Here is a 12,520-nt window from a genome sequence, read left to right as displayed (position 1 = left end):
TAATGGAGGATGGGGAATATGTCGATAAATGGGCAATAAGAACCACAGCAATGATTGAAAGAGAACTGGAAAAACTAAAGGCCGCATAGTCGGCCTTTCTTTTTGGCAGCAAGCCACTTATCTGAGGTGAGATATGGATGAGGAAGTCGAATGCGACGTATGCGGCAAAGGGATTACTGCGGTTGCCGTTTACAGTGGCGATGGCAATGAAGAGCTGTGCCACGAATGTTATCACGACATTTACGACATTGATGATGAGGCCGTTGAATATCAGCCGATATCCGATAGCCGATTCATGGAGTCGGTTATCTGATGCAATCCGCATCATAACCAAGACAGGAGACGAAGACCTGTTCTGGTTATTGGAGAAACCCTCATCATCCCCTGAAGTTGTTCGCCCTCTCCGGAGGGCTTTTTTTCGCCTGCATATCAACAGCGCTTCATTCGAGGCGTTTTCGCTATGCCAATTAACCGTAAGGAATCCCACCATGATGCAATTATCGCTATCGGGTGGCGGCATCATGTCCGCCTATTACCCGACCGAATCCGAATTATCCAAACGCTTTCGCCGCCTTATCCGTGCGGCCCGCAAACAACTGGAGGCGTTATGCCACATGTAAATCACAACGCTTTACGGGCCGCGCAGAGCAAAGCGGTTATCGCCCGATTCCTGGGTGATGCCGGGATGTGGCTGCAGGCCAATCAGCAGATGAAGCAGGCAGTGAGCATGCCATGGTACCGGAGGACGCAATGAAGCACCTCAACCCTCGCGACATGACGGATGAGCAGTTCTATCGGCTTGTCCATGACATTTTCGAAAATTACTCAGAGCAGGAATCCGAACATGACAACAAATCCTCCCCGTCTCGCGTCGACGATTGCGATCAGCAAGATATGGCGTGAAGCATATATCAAGATGGCGCTCGAATACCGTCGCGCTGGCGACCGCAGGGAGAAAAAACTTGCGCTGCTCGCGGCACAACTTGAGCGCATGAACGTTCGTGAATTACTCGGCCCTGCGCCGTTCTGAGGTTTATATGAGCAAAGAGTTTTATGCACGTCTGGCAAAAATACAGGCCCACCTTAACGCGCCGAAAAACCAGTACAACTCATTCGGCAAATACAAATACCGCAGTTGCGAGGACATTCTGGAAGGTGTTAAGCCGCTTCTGGATGGACTGTTCCTGTCAATCAGCGATGAGATTGTGCTGATTGGTGACCGTCATTATGTGAAGGCTGTGGCAACCATTACTGATGGCGAGACAAGCCACACCGCAACTGCAATGGCTCGAGAGGAGGAAAGCAAAAAAGGAATGGACGCAGCGCAGGTTACCGGTGCGACAAGCTCATATGCTCGCAAGTACTGCCTGAACGGGCTGTTTGGTATTGATGACGCAAAGGATTCGGATACTGACGAGCATAAACAGCAGCAAGCCAGGCAGGTAAGCAACGCTCCGTCTAAACAGCCAGCTTCGCCAGAGCAGGTTTTAAAAGCATTTACTGAGGCCGCGTCAGCAAAAAATAGCGTCGCAGAGCTTAAGGGTGCTTTCGCTAAGGCGTGGAAGATGCTGGAAGGCACGCCTGAGCAGCAAAAGGCTCAGGACATTTACAACATTCGCAAAGATGAACTTGAAGGGATGGAAGCGTAATGGCGCACTCAATAACAGTAAAACTCAACAAGCCAGCCAGGGAGTTTCAGGCAGGCGAAAGCATCGGATTCAATGTCCGCGCAGGCGTTCAGTATTACGACAGGCAGTCCAAGAAAAAGGAGTGGACGAACTACAGCGCCGCTGTGTTTGCCAAGCCGGGTCCTCAAGCGGATTACTACCGCAGCGTGTTGGTTGAAGGCTCTATCGTGGAGTTGACCGGCGACAGCATTAAGGTTGATGTTTACCAGGGAAACAATGGGCAAACCATCACGCTTGAGCTTCAGAATGCGAAAGTAGGCTTCGCTTCGTCAGGCCATCAGCAGTCGTCGCAAACAACATCTGGCTCAGAGCAGTTCGACGATTCAGTCCCCTTCTGATTTAACCAAATAAGGCCAACCAAATGTCATCACCTCTTCCCGGGGCGGGATACGCACGCCCGCCAAAACGCTCCGGCACCAAAGAAGAGGTGCTGGAGCGCATCAAAGCACACCTGCAAGAGACGCTGGGAAAGCAGTACGAAACCGAGAGCAAGGAAGCTCGAATGATCCGCCAGGCTGATGCGCTGGCTGACAGATTGCTATGGGAAAAAAACAGCTCCGCGTCATGCCGACCTGGATTCGTCACCACTGGCCCGCGCCGCCCTGAAGAAACAGATAACCGTATGCGCCGCTTCCTCGGTCGCTACGGTCACGTTCGTAGCGATTAAGGAGTCTCTGATGAATGACTATTACGACACATCACAAAACGCGACCGGAACAAGCGCGCCGAAATACGAAAAAAGGAACTCACCCCCGATGCCGAGCCGCGAGGAATTGATGGCGCGCAACAGCTTCGGCTCTGTGAATAACAACAAATACCTCAACCGCTGGCTGGGAGCGAAGAAATGAAACTCCACGAAATGGAAGGATTCCTGCGCGGCAAATGCGTGCCGGGCGACATGCTGGTTAACGAAACCGATGCGCAATACCTGGTACGTAAGTTTACCGATCTGAATGACCGCATAGAAGTCACTACTGCTGCGCTGCGCGAAAAGACGAAGCAGTGCGACGCACTGGCTAATGAACTTAACGCCGTTGAAGCCATTCACAACGACGCCGTATTCATTACTGATGATCACTACGACCAATGCCCTCCGCAAGTGCAGAAAATCATCAGGAAACTTGCGGTTATGGTGCTTCCATCCACCGACGCATTCCTGCGCGAAGTGCGGGCGCAGGGTGTTGAAATGCTGACCGAACGCCGACGCGCTGCCGATGAGATTGCCCGTAACAATAACGACGAAATGGCGTGGGTCAGCCTGGAATTTGAGGCGGCACGGGCCGAACAATTCGCAGCAGAGCTGCGTCAAGGCGGTGCCGCATGAGTAAAGAGGTCGAAATGAAAATGCGGCTCGCCAAGGCGTTAACAATCACTCTTCAACGCCTGGGCGCGCCAGTTGATTTGCTGTGTATCGTTGGCAGCTATGGCGACACACAGAGCGATGGCGACGTTATCGAATGCCTTGAGCAGTACAACGAACGCGGAACGTGCATGAGCGAAATTATCGCGCCGGAATTTACCTGGAGCCCCAAAAAATGAGCAACCCAATCACGATTATCAGAAGCCCTCTTTCCAATAAAATTTATGCAGGTCGGTCCCGGGCGGTCAAGGGCCTGGCATCCGGCGTGCGGCAATTCGTCGGCGACAAATTTGATGTGACGAGCGAGGCCCTTTTAGCCGTCGCGCAATTCCTCGTTCATTCCGATGATATCAAGGTTTTTACCCTTGAGGATGGTAGCGAGATTCACTTGCGCGCAGACGTGAAAAAAGCTGGCGATAAAGGCGGTGCCGCATGAACACAGCAAAACTGAAAGCGGCGGCTGAGAAGGCACACTGGGGCGACTGGTCTGCATATAAGCCGCATAGTGGAGCGCGCGGATACGAGGTGCGCGTTGGTAGTGAGGCAGTTGCGCAGCATTGCCTGAAAGACGACGCAGCGTTTATTGCTGAAGCAAGCCCAAAGACTGTTCTCTGCCTGATAGCAGCGCTGGAAGCCGCCGAGAAGCGTGTAGTTGAGCTCGAGGCGAGTCATAAAAAGCTGCGTGAAGACCTGGCCGCCATCCATAACACCATACGCCTGGACGGCTTAAACGCGCCATTAGCGGCGATTATGAGCAAGGCAAAACGCGCTCACGAAGAGTCGGCCACCGCAGCGGGCATCAATCTTGAGGCAGGGGGTGAAGCGTGAGCGAAATAAGCAAAGAGGCGCTGGCTGCTGCCTGCGAGGAGAAGGTCAAGCAGCTTGAGTTTTCGGTTAAACAGAGCGCCTTTGATTCAGTTCGGCAGGAGCTTCAGACCGAATTAGCAATTGCGCGCATAGCACTGCTGGCGCTGCGGGAGCGGGCGGAGCCTGTGGCGTGGCGTAATGATGAGGGTCCTTTCGCGGTAACCAGATTTAAATCTGTGGCTGAAACTTGGGCGGCGAAGGGCTGGAAAATCACCCCGCTCTACACCGCACCGCCCGCTCCTGTTGTGCCAACGTTCGATGAATGGCTGGAAATTCGCGGTAATAAGCCACTTGGATGGGTTAAAGATGCCATGCGTGAATCGTATGACGCCTGCCGCGCCGCCATGCTCGCAGCACCGGGCAAGGAGGAGTGATGTTAATTCTTCACTGGTCATTGAATGTTGTTGGCGCGCTTCTTATGGCCACTTCTGATCATCAAGCTCAGGATGCCAGGGGGTTAATTTTCGGTCTGATGGTTGTGATTGTTTCAGCGGTCATTGTGATCTGTGAATCCGGCAGGAGGCTAAATTATGTCTAAATCCGCAGCAGAGCGCAAAGCAGCTCTTACACAACCTTTTCAATTCTCTGCTGCATAAATGACCTTCCCACTGTTTATCATACCCTCTCAAACAGCGAGGAGTTCATTAATATGATTTGTCCAAAATGTGGTTCTACTGCAATTTCCAAAGAGACAACAATGCGTAGCTGGTCTGGAGATTATGTTTGCGTTCCGTGTGGTTACAACGATGCAAAATCTGCTTTCGAGAAGGGGCAGGAAAAGACCAGCAAGCCTGTTAAATGGACAATTAAAGAAAAGCGGTAAGGCCACGAATTGACAGCCCGCCCACCTCAATTTACTGTATATAAACACAGTTATTTTGGGGTGCGTCATGAGTAAAGACTCGGACTACTTAATCATCTATCGCGGCGAGATACATCACCGCATAACGCCAGGGAGATGGGTGCTCATTCAGCGCGCGCGCGAATACGGCGGCGGGTGGTGGCTGGGGAGAGCGTACGATGATGTTTTTATGCTGGAGTTTGAGCGTCCATGTTCGATGACCGTAGCGTCGGAATACATCATGTCGCACAGACGGATGAGCACATTCCCACCGTGGGATGACAATTTTGAGTTAACACCGTGACCCGCTTCGGCGGGTTTTTTATTGGAGCAAAGACAATGCTTATATTTTTGTGTGTTGCATGCGGCCATAAGCATGACAGCGGAGACAGGGTTGAGCGTCGTGGTATTGGCTACACAATGTGTCCTAAATGCGGTTGCGGTGGATTCACCAAGCGCAAGGAGTAAAGATGGAACAATACAGCCTCACGCTTGATGAGGCCTGCGCCATGCTCGGCATATCCAGACCAACGGCCACAAACTGGATAAAGTCAGGACGACTACAGGCCACCCGAAAAGACCCATCAAAACCAAAATCCCCATACCTCACCACTCGCCAGGCTTGCATTGCAGCCCTGAAATCTCCGCTGCATACTGTCGCCGTGAGCGCGGGTGATGGCATACGAGAGGAATTGATATGTCACTCTTCCGCAGAGGTGAAATCTGGTACGCATCGTACTCGCTCCCGGGCGGGAAGCGAATTAAGGAATCTCTTGGCACAGCGGACAAACGGCAAGCGCAAGAGCTGCATGACCGAAGGAAGTCAGAACTCTGGCGAGTAGACAGGCTTGGTGATTTCCCTGACGTAACGTTCGAAGAGGCTTGTTTGCGCTGGCTTGAGGAAAAAGCTGATAAGAAATCGCTCGATACTGATAAAGGCCGGATGGGATTCTGGCTTGAGCATTTTGAAGGGATGAAGTTGAAAGATATTACTGAGGCGAAGATTTACACGGCCGTCAGTAAGATGCAGAACAGGAAAGCAAAGGAAATCTGGATACAGAAATGCGCGGCAGCAGAGAGAAAAGGAAAGGAGTTTCCGGTATTCGAAGGCAGGCCTGTAACGACTTCAACCAAGGCCAAGCATCTGGCATTGATGAAGGCAATACTACGCGCCGCAGAAAGGGACTGGAAGTGGCTGGAAAAGGCTCCGGTAATAAAAATACCGCAGGTGAGGAACAAGCGCGTTCGCTGGCTTGAGCCTGAAGAGGCCGAAAGGTTGATTAATGAATGTCCTGAGCCGCTTAAATCAGTTGTCAGGTTTGCGCTGGCTACTGGTCTAAGGCGGTCGAACATCATTAATCTGGAGTGGCAACAAATCGACATGCAGCGTCGTGTTGCCTGGGTGAATCCGGAGGACAGCAAGTCAAACAGGGCTATTGGCGTAGCACTGAATGATACAGCCTGCCGGGTATTGCGTGAACAGATCGGCAATCATCACAAATGGGTGTTCGTTCACACCAAAGCGGGAAACCGTCCTGATGGTACAGTAACGGATCAGGTCAGGAAGATGAGGGTTGACGACCAGCGGGCATGGAACTCTGCTTGCCGTAGGGCGGGCATAGAGGATTTCCGGTTCCATGACCTGAGGCATACATGGGCGAGCTGGCTTATTCAGGCCGGAGTGCCACTGTCTGTTCTACAGGAAATGGGAGGCTGGGAGTCAATTGAAATGGTTCGCAGGTATGCACATCTCGCACCCAATCACCTGACTGAGCATGCGCGCCAAATTGACTCCATTTTAGGGTTTTGTGTCCCAAATATGTCCCACACAGGAAGTCAGGAGGATTTTAAAGAGGCATAAGCCATTGAAATTTAATGGCGCGCCCTGCAGGACTCGAACCTGCGACCCACGGCTTAGAAGGCCGTTGCTCTATCCAGCTGAGCTAAGGGCGCCTCGTGAAGAGGCGTTTCACGTTTTCTCTGCCGGTAGCAGTGTGAAACGCGTGGAATTATACGGTCAGTACCAGGTGAGTCAATGGCTTTCGAACCGCCTGCTGGACAATTGAGCGAAAGACACAAACGAAAACTGACAGCACGGCGCGCTTCTGACAGAATATCCTCATCCCCTCTTCTTTTGATTACAGACGGAATCTTCTCTCTGATGGCAGCAAAGATTATTGACGGTAAAACGATTGCGCAGCAGGTGCGGCTTGAAGTTGCCGAAAAAGTGAAAGCGCGCGTGGCGGCCGGAAAACGCGCTCCCGGGCTTGCGGTTGTGCTCGTTGGCGCGAACCCGGCATCGCAGATTTATGTCGGCAGCAAACGTAAGGCTTGTGAGGAAGTGGGCTTTGTGTCCCGCTCTTACGATCTGCCGGAAACCACCAGCGAAGCTGAACTGCTGGCGCTGATTGACGAGCTGAACGCCGACGCCGCGATTGATGGCATTCTGGTTCAGCTGCCGCTGCCGGCCGGTATCGATAACGTGAAGGTGCTGGAGCGCATCGCGCCGGATAAAGACGTGGACGGCTTCCATCCGTATAACGTTGGCCGCCTGTGCCAGCGCGCGCCGCGTCTGCGCCCGTGTACGCCGCGCGGTATCGTCACGCTGCTTGAGCGTTACAACATCGACACTTATGGCCTGAATGCCGTGGTGATCGGCGCGTCCAATATCGTCGGCCGCCCGATGAGCATGGAGTTATTACTGGCGGGTTGCACCACCACAGTGACCCACCGCTTCACCAAAAATCTGCGTCAGCATGTCGAAAATGCCGATTTGCTGATCGTCGCGGTCGGCAAGCCGGGCTTTATTCCGGGCGAGTGGATCAAAGAAGGCGCCATCGTGATTGATGTCGGCATCAACCGTCTGGAAAACGGCAAAGTGGTCGGCGACGTGGTGTTTGAAGAGGCGGCCAAGCGCGCCAGCTACATTACGCCTGTGCCGGGCGGCGTGGGCCCGATGACCGTCGCCACGCTTATTGAGAACACGCTCCAGGCGTGCGTTGAATACCATGACGGCGAGGAGGCATAACATGGCAACATTTTCTTTAGGTAAACACCCTCACATCGAACTGTGCGACCTGCTGAAGCTTGAAGGCTGGAGCGAAAGCGGCGCGCAGGCGAAAATCGTGATTTCTGAAGGTCTGGTGACCGTCGACGGCGCGGTGGAAACCCGCAAGCGCTGCAAAATCGTCGCCGGACAAACCGTCAGCTTCGACGGTCAGAGCGTCACGGTCACGGCGTAACGCCCCACGCCCTCTTGATGAGAGGGCGTGAATTTCCCCCTTCAGAACCTTTTCTTATTGCCCCTTCCCCACCCTCTCATCCAGTTTACGCTTAACACCTGCCCGGCCCGTTTTCTAACCGACTTCAAAGAATCAGCAAATCTTCTGGCGAAACGTTAAATAGATGTTGCGCGAAAAGGCTGCGATCCCACAGCATAGGTAGAACGTTCTACTAGAACGTTCTACCTACTATAAAACAGGGCACAAAAAGCCCGGCTGTTCCAATCGGGGGATCGGTATGAGTCTGATAACAGGTTTGGTTAAATCGCTGTCAAAATTGTCGATGATAGGCCGCGCGCTGATGCTGCCTATTTCGCTGCTGCCCGCCGCCGGCCTGCTGCTGGCCTTCGGCGATAAATTCCATCTGCCGCTGATGATGAACGCGGGCGGGGTTATTTTCGATAACCTGCCGCTGCTGTTCGCCATCGGCTCCGCCGTCGGTCTGGCGTCGGAATCCGGCATCGCGGCGCTCTCGGCGGCGGTCTCGGTCTTTATCATTAACATCACCATCAGCACGCAGCTTGGCATCACGCCGGAAATGGCGGCAAGCGGCGGCAAATATGCGATGGTGGTCGGCATTCCCACGCTGCAGATGGGCGTGTTCGGCGGGCTGATTTCAGGCATTCTTGCCGCGTGGTGTTATAACCGCTTCCACACGCTGCAACTGCCGGAGTTCCTGGGGTTCTTCTCCGGCAAACGGTTTGTGGCGATTGCCGCGGCGTTTCTCTCCTTCCTGCTGGGCCTGGCGCTGCCGTATGTCTGGCAGCATATTCAGGCGGGCATCGACGCGCTGTCGGTTATCGTCAACGGCGATAACCAGGCGGCCTCGACGTTTATCTTCGGGCTGGTAGAGCGCGCGCTTATCCCGCTGGGCCTGCACCATATCTGGTATCCGTCGTTCTGGTATTCATTTGGCGATTACACCACCCAGAGCGGCCAGGTTATCCACGGCGATCAGACCATCTGGTTCAAAATGCTGGAAGAAGGCGTGAAAAGCTTCAGCAGTAATACCTACCAGAACGCCGGTAAGTTTATGCAGGGCGAGTTCCCGCTGATGCTGTTCGCGCTGCCGGCGGCGTGTCTGGCGATGTATCACGAAGCCAGTACGAAGAATAAAAAAATCGCCTCCGGTATTCTTTTCTCCGCCGCGCTGACCTGTTTTCTGACGGGGATCACGGAGCCGGTGGAATTTACCTTTATTTTTGTCGCGCCGGTGTTGTATGTATTTAACGCCATCATGGCGGGGCTTGCGTATATGTCCATGTATTTACTGGACGCGCATATCGCCAAATCGTTCTCCGCCGGGCTTATCGACTATATTTCGTTCGGCATTCTGCCCTCTTTTAACGGCTATCAGACGCACTATCTGAACGCGGTTATCGTCGGCATTCCGATGGCGATTATTTACTACTTCACCTTCCGCTTTGTTATCCGCCGTTTTGATGTGAAAACGCCGGGCCGCGTGGATGTCACCGCCAGTGCGGATGATAAAACCGATGCGGAGCTTGCGGGCAATATTGTGGGCCTGCTCGGCGGTAAAGAGAACATCACCAGCGTCGGTGCCTGTATTACGCGCCTGCGTCTGGAAGTGGCGCGCCCGGATCTTGTCGATAAAGACGGGCTGAACGGGCTTGGCGCGCGCGGCGTGGTGTTTGTGGGCGATAACGGTATTCAGGTGATTTTCGGGGCGCGCGCGCAGTTCATCGCGCAAAGTCTGTCAGGCATGACGGGGAAATAGCAGTGCCTGCGCGGGCCTCACGTCAGGCCCGCGACATCAGCGATAAAAGGATAAATCAGGGCAGATGAAAAAGGTCAGCATTATCGATGTGGCGCGCCAGGTGGGTGTGTCGGTCTCGACGGTCTCGCTGGTGCTGCGCGAGAAGGGAAAAATCTCTGCCGCGACCATCGAAAAGGTGCATGCCGCCATTGAGGCGCTAGGCTACGTGCATAACGTCGCGGCCGCTAACCTGCGCGGTAAAACCTCGAACCTGATTGGCCTGGTCGTTGAGGATCTGAACGACCCTTTTTCGACCCGCGTGACGGCAAGCCTGGTGCAGGCGCTGGAAGCGCAGGGTTTCATGGTGTTCCTCACCCAGCCGGGGCACGACACAAGCCGGCTTGAGAGCTGTTTTGTCTCCTTTACACGCCAGTGCGTGGCGGGGGTGGTTTATCTGACCGCCGATTCCCGCCACCGCGCGCTGCCCGCGCCGGTCGTGCAGAGCACGCTGCCGCTGGTGGTGGTGTCGCAGTCGCCAGTAGAAGAAAAGCGCAACAGCGTGGTACGCGATAACCGCCAGGCGGGCGGGCTCGCCACGCGTTATCTGATTGAGCGCGGCCACCGTAATATCGCCTATATCGGCGGTACGGCGGGATGTCTTATCCGTGAGGAGCGGCTTTACGGCTACCGCGCGGCGCTGTCGCAATACGGCTTGCCGTGGCGTGATGAGTTCGCGCCCGCCTGCGCCGAGGAGACGCTGGCGGTGAGCCAGACGGTGCGCCAGCTTCTTGAGGCGAATAACAAAATCACCGCCCTGCTGTGCCATTCGCCGCACGCGATTATCGGCTGCCTGGAGGCGATTCATCAGGTCGGCCGCACGGTGGGAAAAGATGTGTTCCTGACGCAGCAGGTGTCGTTAATTGGCTTTGAGGACATGATGCACGTGAATCTGACGTCGCCTTCGTTTACCTATGTTTCTTCAGCCAGCGAAGAGACCGGGCATCAGGCGGCGGGGTTGATTGTACGGCTTATCCGCGAGCCCGGCCTGCCCGCGCAGCGGATTACGCTCTCGGGCCAGCTGATTGCGCGGGAATCGGCGTAAGGGATGACGGTGAGCGCGCGTTTGCTTTTGCGGTGGGTGCGCTTCGCTTACCCACCCTACAACGGATGTCGCATCGTTTCGTAGGGCAGGTAAGCGCAGCGCACCTGCCGAAACCACTTAAACCACAGCCATAAAAAAAGCGGCTTTCGCCGCTTTTTCTTATTTACGTCGCCAGGTCGTGCCCTGCGGGCCATCTTCCAGAATAATGCCCATCTCGTTTAAGCGATCGCGCGCGGCGTCCGCTGCCGCCCAGTCTTTCGCTTTGCGCGCTTCAAGACGCTTAACGATCAGCGCTTCGATCTCCGCCACTTCATCGTCGTTGGCCTGCGCGCCGGATTGCAGGAACTGCTCCGGCTCTTGCTCCAGCAGGCCCAGCACGGCGGCAAGCTTACGCAGATGCGCGGCTAACTGGTTCGCCGCGCTGCTGTCTTCCGCTTTCAGGCGGTTCACTTCGCGCGCCATATCGAACAGCACGGAATACGCTTCCGGCGTGTTGAAATCGTCGTTCATCGCCTCGACAAAACGCGCTTCGAACGCCTCGCCGCCTGCGGCGGTCGCGCTGGCGTCGGTGCCGCGCAGCGCGGTATAGAGACGCTCAAGCGAGGCGCGCGCCTGCTTCAAGTTCTCTTCGCTGTAGTTCAACTGGCTGCGGTAATGGCCCGACATCAGGAAGTAGCGCACGGTCTCGGCGTCGTAGTGTTGCAGCACGTCACGCACGGTAAAGAAATTGCCGAGCGATTTGGACATCTTCTCGCGATCGACCATCACCATGCCGGAGTGCATCCAGTAATTCACATACTCGCCGTCGTGCGCGCAGGTGGACTGGGCGATTTCGTTTTCATGGTGCGGGAACATCAGATCCGAACCGCCGCCGTGAATATCGAAATGGCTGCCGAGCTGCTTGCAGTTCATCGCGGAGCACTCAATATGCCAGCCTGGACGCCCGTCGCCCCACGGTGACGGCCAGCTCGGCTCGCCCGGCTTGGACATCTTCCACAGCACGAAATCCATCGGGTTACGTTTGCTGTCGGCCACTTCCACGCGCGCGCCCGCCTGGAGCTGCTCCAGATCCTGACGCGAAAGCTTGCCGTAATCCGCGTCGCTCTCCACCGCGAACATGACATCGCCATTACCCGCGACATACGCATGGCCGCGTGCGATCAGTTGCTCAACGATTTCAATAATTTCCGGGATGTGCTGCGTCGCGCGCGGCTCGCTGTCCGGGCGCAGAATATTCAGCGCATCGAAATCTTTGTGCATCTCGGCGACCATACGGTCCACCAGCGCCACGAAATCTTCGCCGTTCTCGTTCGCGCGTTTAATGATTTTGTCGTCAATATCGGTAATGTTACGCACATATTTCAGCTTATAGCCGAGAAAACGCAGGTAGCGCGCCACAACATCAAACGCGATGAACGTACGGCCATGACCGATGTGACAGAGGTCGTAAACGGTAATACCACACACATACATGCCGACTTCCCCGGCATGAATAGGCTTAAATTCCTCTTTCTGGCGACTCATGGTATTGAAGATTTTTAACATCAGAAGTTTCCGTGTCAGTGTGTGGTAAGCAGATAAAACCCCTATATTACCCATAATTGAAAGCGCAAGCACCCCACTTTGCAAGGTGAAGCAAGCGGTGAGTTATGCTATAACAGCCT

At 54.6% G+C, this 12,520-nt stretch carries 20 protein-coding genes, 1 tRNA gene and 1 pseudogene; 20 read left to right on the top strand and 2 right to left on the bottom strand.

Annotated elements, in window-relative coordinates; all coding sequences use genetic code 11:
• From ACUW6V_RS16945 to ACUW6V_RS16870, 16 genes and pseudogenes are all read left to right on the top strand, one after another.
• The coding region (locus ACUW6V_RS16945; protein ID WP_454038662.1) for an antirestriction Ral family protein at positions 1-89 on the top strand (89 nt) is incomplete at its 5' end.
• 399 nt (positions 90-488) lie between these two features.
• Entirely contained in the window at positions 489-620 is a 132-nt protein-coding gene (locus ACUW6V_RS16940) for a hypothetical protein (RefSeq protein WP_007847511.1), read from the top strand.
• Complete coding sequence (gene kil / locus ACUW6V_RS16935; protein ID WP_085662365.1) at positions 608-754, top strand: host cell division inhibitory peptide Kil; 147 nt, start codon at positions 608-610, stop codon at positions 752-754. Before ACUW6V_RS16940 ends, kil begins: the two co-directional genes overlap by 13 nt.
• A gap of 90 nt (positions 755-844) precedes the next feature.
• Positions 845-1,030, top strand: coding sequence for a hypothetical protein (locus ACUW6V_RS16930; RefSeq protein WP_012125672.1), 186 nt, complete (start codon positions 845-847; stop codon positions 1,028-1,030).
• A gap of 7 nt (positions 1,031-1,037) precedes the next feature.
• Positions 1,038-1,649, top strand: a complete 612-nt coding sequence (locus ACUW6V_RS16925) for an ERF family protein (protein ID WP_454038660.1) — start codon at positions 1,038-1,040, stop codon at positions 1,647-1,649.
• Positions 1,649-2,026 (top strand): hypothetical protein, encoded by a 378-nt coding sequence (locus ACUW6V_RS16920; RefSeq protein ID WP_454038659.1) that lies wholly within the window; start codon positions 1,649-1,651, stop codon positions 2,024-2,026. Before ACUW6V_RS16925 ends, ACUW6V_RS16920 begins: the two co-directional genes overlap by 1 nt.
• A 23-nt stretch (positions 2,027-2,049) precedes the next feature.
• Positions 2,050-2,355, top strand: coding sequence for a hypothetical protein (locus ACUW6V_RS16915; RefSeq protein WP_454038658.1), 306 nt, complete (start codon positions 2,050-2,052; stop codon positions 2,353-2,355).
• 10 nt (positions 2,356-2,365) lie between these two features.
• Positions 2,366-2,536, top strand: a complete 171-nt coding sequence (locus ACUW6V_RS16910; protein WP_454038657.1) for a DUF2737 family protein — start codon at positions 2,366-2,368, stop codon at positions 2,534-2,536.
• A complete protein-coding gene (locus ACUW6V_RS16905) occupies positions 2,533-3,012 on the top strand; it encodes a hypothetical protein (protein ID WP_454038656.1) in 480 nt (159 codons plus the stop codon). Before ACUW6V_RS16910 ends, ACUW6V_RS16905 begins: the two co-directional genes overlap by 4 nt.
• The gene (locus ACUW6V_RS16900) at positions 3,009-3,227 is read left to right on the top strand and encodes a hypothetical protein (RefSeq protein WP_454038655.1); all 219 of its coding nucleotides are present in this window, start codon (positions 3,009-3,011) and stop codon (positions 3,225-3,227) included. The genes ACUW6V_RS16905 and ACUW6V_RS16900 overlap by 4 nt, the downstream gene beginning before the upstream one ends.
• On the top strand, positions 3,224-3,484 hold the full coding sequence (locus ACUW6V_RS16895; protein ID WP_454038654.1) for a DUF7446 family protein: 261 nt from the start codon (positions 3,224-3,226) through the stop codon (positions 3,482-3,484). Before ACUW6V_RS16900 ends, ACUW6V_RS16895 begins: the two co-directional genes overlap by 4 nt.
• Positions 3,481-3,876 carry an ead/Ea22-like family protein gene (locus tag ACUW6V_RS16890; protein WP_454038653.1) on the top strand — a complete coding sequence of 132 codons (396 nt, stop codon included), beginning with the start codon at positions 3,481-3,483 and terminating at the stop codon, positions 3,874-3,876. The genes ACUW6V_RS16895 and ACUW6V_RS16890 overlap by 4 nt, the downstream gene beginning before the upstream one ends.
• Positions 3,873-4,289, top strand: coding sequence for a hypothetical protein (locus ACUW6V_RS16885; RefSeq protein WP_454038652.1), 417 nt, complete (start codon positions 3,873-3,875; stop codon positions 4,287-4,289). The genes ACUW6V_RS16890 and ACUW6V_RS16885 overlap by 4 nt, the downstream gene beginning before the upstream one ends.
• Positions 4,289-4,453, top strand: a complete 165-nt coding sequence (locus ACUW6V_RS16880) for a hypothetical protein (protein ID WP_454038651.1) — start codon at positions 4,289-4,291, stop codon at positions 4,451-4,453. The genes ACUW6V_RS16885 and ACUW6V_RS16880 overlap by 1 nt, the downstream gene beginning before the upstream one ends.
• Before the next feature lie 734 nt (positions 4,454-5,187).
• Positions 5,188-5,322 (top strand): annotated as a pseudogene (locus ACUW6V_RS16875) (helix-turn-helix domain-containing protein); the annotation flags it as partial.
• Between the two features lie 131 nt (positions 5,323-5,453).
• Positions 5,454-6,617 (top strand): tyrosine-type recombinase/integrase, encoded by a 1,164-nt coding sequence (locus ACUW6V_RS16870; RefSeq protein WP_454038650.1) that lies wholly within the window; start codon positions 5,454-5,456, stop codon positions 6,615-6,617.
• 15 nt (positions 6,618-6,632) lie between these two features.
• Here the strand turns inward: ACUW6V_RS16870 and ACUW6V_RS16865 are convergent.
• Positions 6,633-6,709, bottom strand: a tRNA-Arg gene (locus ACUW6V_RS16865).
• A gap of 208 nt (positions 6,710-6,917) precedes the next feature.
• On the opposite strand from ACUW6V_RS16865, the gene folD reads away from it, so the two are divergent.
• The 4 genes from folD (at position 6,918) to malI (ending at position 10,856) form a co-directional block, all read left to right on the top strand.
• The gene (folD, locus tag ACUW6V_RS16860) at positions 6,918-7,784 is read left to right on the top strand and encodes a bifunctional methylenetetrahydrofolate dehydrogenase/methenyltetrahydrofolate cyclohydrolase FolD (protein ID WP_007865396.1); all 867 of its coding nucleotides are present in this window, start codon (positions 6,918-6,920) and stop codon (positions 7,782-7,784) included.
• Position 7,785: 1 nt separating this feature from the next.
• Complete coding sequence (ybcJ, locus tag ACUW6V_RS16855; RefSeq protein ID WP_454038649.1) at positions 7,786-7,998, top strand: ribosome-associated protein YbcJ; 213 nt, start codon at positions 7,786-7,788, stop codon at positions 7,996-7,998.
• 277 nt (positions 7,999-8,275) lie between these two features.
• Positions 8,276-9,775 (top strand): PTS transporter subunit EIIC, encoded by a 1,500-nt coding sequence (locus ACUW6V_RS16850; RefSeq protein WP_012125419.1) that lies wholly within the window; start codon positions 8,276-8,278, stop codon positions 9,773-9,775.
• Positions 9,776-9,839: 64 nt separating this feature from the next.
• The gene (gene malI, locus ACUW6V_RS16845; RefSeq protein WP_454038648.1) at positions 9,840-10,856 is read left to right on the top strand and encodes a Mal regulon transcriptional regulator MalI; all 1,017 of its coding nucleotides are present in this window, start codon (positions 9,840-9,842) and stop codon (positions 10,854-10,856) included.
• Positions 10,857-11,015: 159 nt separating this feature from the next.
• On the opposite strand, the gene cysS is transcribed toward malI, so the two are convergent.
• Positions 11,016-12,401, bottom strand: a complete 1,386-nt coding sequence (gene cysS / locus ACUW6V_RS16840) for a cysteine--tRNA ligase (RefSeq protein ID WP_014729387.1) — start codon at positions 12,399-12,401, stop codon at positions 11,016-11,018.
• Positions 12,402-12,520 lie beyond the last annotated feature (119 nt).

This window comes from Cronobacter sp. 153480017-3, assembly GCF_053627815.1.
The sequence above is the reverse complement of the archived record's forward strand: the minus strand, read 5'-3'. Positions and strand labels throughout refer to the sequence as shown.

What these genes read in the sequence shown, in the direction of transcription:
- ACUW6V_RS16890 (WP_454038653.1), top strand. Translation starts at nt 3,481, where the DNA reads ATGAACACAGCAAAACTGAAAGCGGCGGCTGAGAAGGCACACTGGGGC.
- cysS (WP_014729387.1), bottom strand. Translation starts at nt 12,401, where the DNA reads ATGTTAAAAATCTTCAATACCATGAGTCGCCAGAAAGAGGAATTTAAG.
- ACUW6V_RS16930 (WP_012125672.1), top strand. Translation starts at nt 845, where the DNA reads ATGACAACAAATCCTCCCCGTCTCGCGTCGACGATTGCGATCAGCAAG.
- ACUW6V_RS16905 (WP_454038656.1), top strand. Translation starts at nt 2,533, where the DNA reads ATGAAACTCCACGAAATGGAAGGATTCCTGCGCGGCAAATGCGTGCCG.
- ACUW6V_RS16870 (WP_454038650.1), top strand. Translation starts at nt 5,454, where the DNA reads ATGTCACTCTTCCGCAGAGGTGAAATCTGGTACGCATCGTACTCGCTC.
- ACUW6V_RS16940 (WP_007847511.1), top strand. Translation starts at nt 489, where the DNA reads ATGATGCAATTATCGCTATCGGGTGGCGGCATCATGTCCGCCTATTAC.
- ACUW6V_RS16895 (WP_454038654.1), top strand. Translation starts at nt 3,224, where the DNA reads ATGAGCAACCCAATCACGATTATCAGAAGCCCTCTTTCCAATAAAATT.
- ACUW6V_RS16880 (WP_454038651.1), top strand. Translation starts at nt 4,289, where the DNA reads ATGTTAATTCTTCACTGGTCATTGAATGTTGTTGGCGCGCTTCTTATG.
- ybcJ (WP_454038649.1), top strand. Translation starts at nt 7,786, where the DNA reads ATGGCAACATTTTCTTTAGGTAAACACCCTCACATCGAACTGTGCGAC.
- ACUW6V_RS16900 (WP_454038655.1), top strand. Translation starts at nt 3,009, where the DNA reads ATGAGTAAAGAGGTCGAAATGAAAATGCGGCTCGCCAAGGCGTTAACA.
- kil (WP_085662365.1), top strand. Translation starts at nt 608, where the DNA reads ATGCCACATGTAAATCACAACGCTTTACGGGCCGCGCAGAGCAAAGCG.
- ACUW6V_RS16850 (WP_012125419.1), top strand. Translation starts at nt 8,276, where the DNA reads ATGAGTCTGATAACAGGTTTGGTTAAATCGCTGTCAAAATTGTCGATG.
- ACUW6V_RS16915 (WP_454038658.1), top strand. Translation starts at nt 2,050, where the DNA reads ATGTCATCACCTCTTCCCGGGGCGGGATACGCACGCCCGCCAAAACGC.
- ACUW6V_RS16920 (WP_454038659.1), top strand. Translation starts at nt 1,649, where the DNA reads ATGGCGCACTCAATAACAGTAAAACTCAACAAGCCAGCCAGGGAGTTT.
- ACUW6V_RS16925 (WP_454038660.1), top strand. Translation starts at nt 1,038, where the DNA reads ATGAGCAAAGAGTTTTATGCACGTCTGGCAAAAATACAGGCCCACCTT.
- malI (WP_454038648.1), top strand. Translation starts at nt 9,840, where the DNA reads ATGAAAAAGGTCAGCATTATCGATGTGGCGCGCCAGGTGGGTGTGTCG.
- ACUW6V_RS16910 (WP_454038657.1), top strand. Translation starts at nt 2,366, where the DNA reads ATGAATGACTATTACGACACATCACAAAACGCGACCGGAACAAGCGCG.
- folD (WP_007865396.1), top strand. Translation starts at nt 6,918, where the DNA reads ATGGCAGCAAAGATTATTGACGGTAAAACGATTGCGCAGCAGGTGCGG.